Origin of the sequence: Caulobacter sp. HMWF025 (assembly GCF_003060965.1) — a bacterium.
Classification (GTDB): Bacteria; Pseudomonadota; Alphaproteobacteria; order Caulobacterales; family Caulobacteraceae; genus Caulobacter.
In genome coordinates, this window is sequence record NZ_QAII01000072.1 from 1 (window position 1) to 3,960 (window position 3,960).

General features: G+C 68.9%; 4 protein-coding genes. 1 reads left to right on the forward strand and 3 read right to left on the reverse strand.

The features are described from left to right. Positions 1–162: 162 nt before the first annotated feature. Positions 163–552 (reverse strand): pyrimidine utilization protein C, encoded by a 390-nt coding sequence (gene rutC / locus DBR10_RS08875; protein ID WP_108490165.1) that lies wholly within the window; start codon positions 550–552, stop codon positions 163–165. Positions 553–704: 152 nt separating this feature from the next. Further along, positions 705–1,442 carry a pyrimidine utilization protein B gene (gene rutB, locus DBR10_RS08880; protein WP_272482605.1) on the reverse strand — a complete coding sequence of 246 codons (738 nt, stop codon included), beginning with the start codon at positions 1,440–1,442 and terminating at the stop codon, positions 705–707. 99 nt (positions 1,443–1,541) lie between these two features. Here rutB and DBR10_RS08885 point away from each other — a divergent pair, with 99 nt between their 5' ends. Then, positions 1,542–2,438, forward strand: a complete 897-nt coding sequence (locus DBR10_RS08885; RefSeq protein WP_108556268.1) for an oxygenase MpaB family protein — start codon at positions 1,542–1,544, stop codon at positions 2,436–2,438. Here the strand turns inward: DBR10_RS08885 and DBR10_RS08890 are convergent. Further along, positions 2,419–3,960 (reverse strand): carboxylesterase/lipase family protein (locus DBR10_RS08890; RefSeq protein WP_233243330.1); only part of this gene is annotated, 1,542 nt, incomplete at its 5' end. The genes DBR10_RS08885 and DBR10_RS08890 overlap by 20 nt on opposite strands.

Here is a 3,960-nt window from a genome sequence, read left to right on the forward strand (position 1 = left end):
GTTCAGCGGACTCGTGAGACGCCAGCGGATCGCCAGCGATCCGCCCCTCTCGCCCTTGCGGCGAACAGAGGGGTTCCCGCCACAAGGGCGGGAATGACGATTGAATATGGGGCTGGCGCTGGTGTCCCCGCTCTCGCGGGGGCGAGCAGGGCGGGGCGCTCATCACCGCTTGCCGATATGGGCCACAGAGGCGATCTCGACCAGGAAGTCGGGCTTCACCAGACCGCACTGGATGCAGTAGCGGGCCGGTTTGTCGCCGGGGAAGTACTCGGCATAGACCTTGTTGATGGTCTGGTAGTTGGCCCAGTCGGTCAGGAAGATGTGGTTCATGGTCACGTCCTCCATCGTGCCGCCGGCCGTTTCGATCACCGACTTGATGGTCTCCAGCACCTGACGGGTCTGGGCCTCGGCGTCGCCGACATGGGCGACATTGTTGTCCTTGTCGAAGGCCAGGGTGCCCGAGACATACACGACCCCGTCGGCCAGGGTGCCGGGCGAGAAGGGGGCGATCGGCGTGCCCGTGCCGGGCGGGAGGATGACGGTCTTGGGCATGGGAAACTCCTGCTTTCCTGATCTTCTAACCTTGTCATCCCGGCCGGACCCCGGCGAAGGCCGGGGGGAGAGCCGGGACCCAGGGGTCACCGCCGTGCGGTTGCTCTGGGTCCCGGGTCGGCGCGCTGCGCGCTTGCCCGGGATGACAGTTTTTATGGAGGCGCCAGCTGTCCGAACGCCCCCTTGAAATCGGCCGTGGTCGAGACCCAGCCGAAGAAGGACTCGATGTTGAACAGCGCCGCCTTCTGTACGAACTCCGGACCCGCCTGATGGGTGGCGTCCTCCAGAACGGTGCCGAAATACTCGAGGAAGAAGCCGTCCCGCAGGGTCGACTCGACGCAGACATTGGTGGCGATGCCGACGAACACCAGATGGCGGATGCCGCGGGCCCGCAGCACGCTGTCGAGCTGGCTGTTGAAGAAGCCGGAATAGCGCGTCTTGTGCAGGCAGATGTCGCCGGGCTCGGGCTTCAGCGCATCAACCAGCTCATAGTCCCACTGGCCGCGCGCCAGCAGCTTGCCCTGCAGCTCGGGCCGGGCCCGCATCGTCTTCAGGGCATTGGATTTCCACCAGTTCGGCGAGCCGGGGCCGCCGGCCTCGGCATACTGGTCGTCCCAGCCGTTCTGGAAATAGATCACCTGCATGCCGGCCGCGCGGGCCACCGGCAGGATCGCGCTGATCTGCCGGATCACCTCCGCCGCCCCGCTGATGTCGAACCCGGCGAGGTCGAGATAGCCCCCGGGCGAGGCATAGGCGTTCTGCATGTCGATGACGATCACCGCCGTCGTCCGGGGATCGACCGGCAGGGGCTCGGGCCGCGCCGGCAGCATGATCGAGCCCGGTGACATCGGCATGATCCGGGCGTCAACCTTGTCGGGATCGGAAGCCATGCCATACCCTTCTGGAAGCGCGGCGCGCGCGAAGATCGGACCCCTGATGACGACCACCCGCGACCTGCCCGTCAACCCCGCCCGGCGCGTTTAACGGCGATGTTGGCCCGATCCGTCCGAAACCTGATCGAAACGCCCGGTGGGCCGCGCATCGACTTTGCCGCGCCGCCCGGCGAGGCGGCCCTGGCGGCACCGGACTCGGTATCGTGGCGGGTGTTCAAGAACCCGGTCGCCCTGTTCGTCGGCGGCGTTACGGCCGTGATCCTGGAGCTGGCCGAGCCGCGCGTGCGCACCGGCGTCTGGGAGCACTCGACCTTCCGCACCGACCCGCTGGGTCGCCTGAAGCGCACCGGCCTGGCCGCGATGGTCACGGTCTATGGCGCCCGGTCGGTGGCCGAGGCGATGATCGCGGGCATCGGCCGGCAGCACGCGCGGGTCGCCGGAACCACGCCCGACGGTCAGGCCTATCGCGCGGACGACGTGGCCCTCCTGGACTGGGTGCAGGCGACCGCCAGTTTCGGCTTCCTGTCGGCCTATGACGCCTGTGTCACGCCATTGACCGGCAGCGAGATGGATCGCGGGTTTGCCGAGGCAGCGCCCGCGGCAAGGCTTTACGGAGCCCTCGGCGCACCGCAGTCCCGCGCCGCATGGCAGGCTCAGCTGACCGCCATGCTTCCGCAGCTGGAGCCTTCGGCCATCGTCCTGGAGTTTCTCACCTTGATGCGGGAGACCCGCCTTGCGCCGGGGCCGTTCAGCCGCCTGCAGCGCCCGCTGCTCCGCGCGGCGGTGGGGCTGGTGCCGGAGGAGGTCCGGACGGTGCTGGGGCTCGGACCGGAATGGCTGCCGCGCCCGTTCGAGGCGGCGGCGATCCGCCTTGCCGGGCATGCCGTCGACCGTCTCGTCGTGCCCGGTGCGCCGCCGTCGGAGGCCTGCCTGCGGCTGGGCCTGCCCGCTGACTGGCTTTATCGCGGGCCGGTCACGTCCCGAACTGGGTGAAGGGCACCTTGTTGAACAGTTTCCGTTCGTCGCCGCGCGGGTCGTCGACCAGTTTCGAGGTCGTGTCGAACACCATGGTCTGGCGGCGGGCCAGGTCATAGGGCTCCCAGGCCGGGATGGCCGCGCCGTTGGGATTGCCGGTCCGGGCAAAGGCGATGAAGGCGTCGCTCATGACGTTGGACATGGCCACACTGTCAGGGCCCGTGCCGACGATCGAGCCCCTGGCGTCCAGGGTGCCGAACACCAGGCCGATGTCGATCGTGTGCGGCGCCCCCCAGATGCCGCCGTCCTTGGGCGACTTCCAGTCCAGCTGGTAGACATAGGCCGGGGCCCCGGCCCGGGCGCGCTCTTCGGCCTGGATGATCGCGGCCTTCCATGAGCGTCCGGCGGTCGAGGCGGCGAAATAGACGTCCGACGGCGAATAGTGCGGATAGAGCCGGCGGTACTCGGCCACGACGGTGGCCGGATCGATGTCGATACGGGCATTGAACTGGCCGGGCAGGCGGGCCACCACCTGCTCCCAGCTCATCGCGAACACCTTGGGATCCCAGCCGACAAAGCCGCGCGTCTCGTCATGGGTGTTGCCGCACATCATCGGGATGTCGAGGCTTTGGGGCGCGGCGTCCGGGAAGAACGGATGGCGGGTCAGGGAGCGCTCGTCCAGCACCGGGCCCATATAGACCCCGCCGGTTCCGGCGACCGGATCAACGGCCTTGAGGCCGAGCAGCAGCTGGTCGGCGGGCAGGGCGCGCAGGGCGGTCAGGTCCTTGATGCCCAGCTTGTCGAGGAACAGCTGGGCGCGTCTGGTGGCGTTGAACGGACCGCCGACCGTCACCTGCTGTCCGCTCATGGTGGCGGCGCGGTGGAACAGGCCCCTGGCCGCGGGCATGGCCATCAGGGTGGCGATCTTGGCCCCGCCGCCGGACTGGCCAAACAGCATCACCTTGTCCGGATCGCCGCCGAAGGCCGCGATGTTGTCGCGCACCCATTGCAGCGCCAGGACCAGGTCCAGCTGGCCGGCATTGCCGCTGTCGGCCACGCCGGGATCATTGAAGATCCGCGCCAGATAGAGATAGCCGAAGGCATTGAGGCGGTGGTTGACCGTGACCACCACCACATCGCCACGCAGGGCCAGGCGGGTGCCCTCGTACCAGGGACTGCCGCCGGAGCCGCCGTTATAGGCGCCGCCGTGGATGTAGACCATCACCGGCCGCTTGCCACCGTCGGCCAGGCCTGCCTTGCCGGCCTTGGCCGGGGTCCAGACATTGAGGAACAGGCAGTCCTCCGAGAGGGTCTCGCCCTCTTCGCCCTTGCCGGTCTGCATCGAGGCCGGACCATAGGCCAGGGCGTCCTGGACACCCGTCCAGGGCTCGGGCCGGACCGGCGGCATGAACCGCCGGGCTCCGCCCGTATCAGCTCCGTAACGCAGGCCCTTGAAGACGTGGACGCCTTCGGCCGTCGCGCCGCGCACCCTGCCGGCCGAGGTCGCCACGATCGGCGAGCGCGCGGTGGCGGCGGGGGC

Excerpts from the sequence above, each read along its gene's own strand:
- rutB (WP_272482605.1), bottom strand. The coding sequence starts at position 1,442 with ATGGCTTCCGATCCCGACAAGGTTGACGCCCGGATCATGCCGATGTCA.
- rutC (WP_108490165.1), bottom strand. The coding sequence starts at position 552 with ATGCCCAAGACCGTCATCCTCCCGCCCGGCACGGGCACGCCGATCGCC.
- DBR10_RS08885 (WP_108556268.1), top strand. The coding sequence starts at position 1,542 with ATGTTGGCCCGATCCGTCCGAAACCTGATCGAAACGCCCGGTGGGCCG.